The sequence below is a fragment of the Novosphingobium sp. genome (assembly GCF_031424035.1).
Taxonomy (GTDB): Bacteria; Pseudomonadota; Alphaproteobacteria; order Sphingomonadales; family Sphingomonadaceae; genus Novosphingobium.
This window is the reverse complement of sequence record NZ_JANPGP010000028.1, coordinates 1-1,671: the sequence shown is the minus strand read 5'-3', so window position 1 is coordinate 1,671 and position 1,671 is coordinate 1. Positions and strand designations below refer to the sequence as shown.

The following is a 1,671-nucleotide window of genomic DNA, read 5'->3' as shown; positions in this document are numbered from 1 at the left end:
GAACTCTTCCTTGCTGGGCAGAACAGCCTGCAGCGCGCGCCATGCGAGCTTGCCATGGCCGGTGTCACGACGCGAAGGAGCACCGAAACGACCAACTTCGCCAACCGAATAGGGCGGGAAGTTATAGTGCAGCATGAAGTTCGAGTAGGAGAGACCCTCCAGCCCGTCGATCATCTGCTCGCTGTCCTTGGTGCCCAGCGTGGTGGTGCAGATCGACTGCGTTTCACCACGGGTGAACAGTGCCGAACCGTGGGTACGCGGCAGCAGGCCGACCATGGCTTCGATCGGGCGAACCTGATCGACCTTGCGGCCATCGATACGAGTGCCGTCCTTGAGGATGGCGCCGCGAACGATGTCGGCTTCAACCTTCTTGACCGACTTCATGGCGACCATCTGGGTCTGACCATCTTCGCCAGCGAAGGCTTCCTTGGCCTTGGCGCGGGCGAGGTTGAGGGCGTTCGAACGCTCGGACTTGTCGGTCAGCTTGTAGGCTGCCGCGATGTCCTTGCCGATCAGATCCTTGAGCTTGGCCTTGATCGCGGTGTTGTCGCTGACGGCGACGTCCCATGGGTCCTTGGCAGCCTTTTCGGCGAGATCGATGATCAGGTCGCAGACCTTCTTGCACTCGTCATGAGCGAAGAGGACGGCGCCAAGCATGATCTGCTCGTCAAGCTCGCGAGCCTGCGATTCGACCATCATCACGGCATTGCCGGTGGCGGCAACGACCAGGTCGAGATCGCCGGCAGCGGCGACGTCCTGGCGCGGGTTGAGGGTGTATTCACCGTCAACATAACCAACGCGGGCAGCGCCGATCGGACCCATGAAGGGCAGACCCGAGATGGTCAGCGCAGCCGAAGCAGCGATCATTGCAAGCACGTCGGGCTCGACTTCGCCGTCATAGCTCAGAACGTGGCAGATGACGTTGATTTCGTTGTAGAAACCTTCGGGGAATAGCGGGCGGACCGGACGGTCGATCAGGCGGGAAACCAGCGTTTCCTTTTCCGTCGCGCCGCGCTCACGCTTGAAGAAGCCGCCCGGGATGCGCCCGGCAGCGAAGAACTTTTCCTGATAGTGGACGGTCAGGGGGAAGAAATCCTGGCCTTCCTTGACGCTCTTGGCGGCCGTTACGGCGCAGAGCACGACAGTTTCGCCATAAGTGGCGAGGACCGCGCCGTCTGCCTGACGGGCAATGCGGCCGGTTTCCAGGGTGAGGGTCTTTCCGCCCCACTCCATCGATACAGTTTTTACGTCGAACATGTAGTTTTCCTTGTGAACCCGCAGCGCCATATTGCGGTGCGGGGCCTCTCTTGCCGGAGGTGCCGTTCCGGCCCGGTGTGGGGCGCTTGTGGCCCCGATGATGGCATTCCCCGCCGAATTGCGAGGAAGCCACAAAGCAAAAGCGGCCCACTAGGGGGCCGCTCCGCTATGTTACTTACGAAGACCGAGCTTCGCGATCAGGGCGTTGTAACGATCAACGTCCGTCTTCTTGAGGTAGGCCAGCAGCGTGCGGCGCTTGTTGACCATGGTCAACAGGCCCCGGCGCGAGTGGTTGTCCTTGTGGTGGTCCTTGAAGTGACCCTGCAGCGTGTTGATGCGGCTGGTCAGGATCGCGACCTGAACTTCGGGCGAGCCGGTATCGTTGGCTGCGCGCGCGTTGTCCTTGATGATTTC

The 1,671-nt window shown here is 61.3% G+C and carries 2 protein-coding genes; both read right to left on the bottom strand.

Translation table 11 applies throughout. From position 1 onward, the window contains the following. The coding region (gene pnp, locus RMO89_RS04290; RefSeq protein ID WP_310531421.1) for a polyribonucleotide nucleotidyltransferase at positions 1–1,257 on the bottom strand (1,257 nt) is incomplete at its 3' end. Positions 1,258–1,428: 171 nt separating this feature from the next. Next, a partial coding sequence (rpsO, locus tag RMO89_RS04285) for a 30S ribosomal protein S15 (protein ID WP_310531419.1) occupies positions 1,429–1,671 on the bottom strand: 243 nt, incomplete at its 5' end.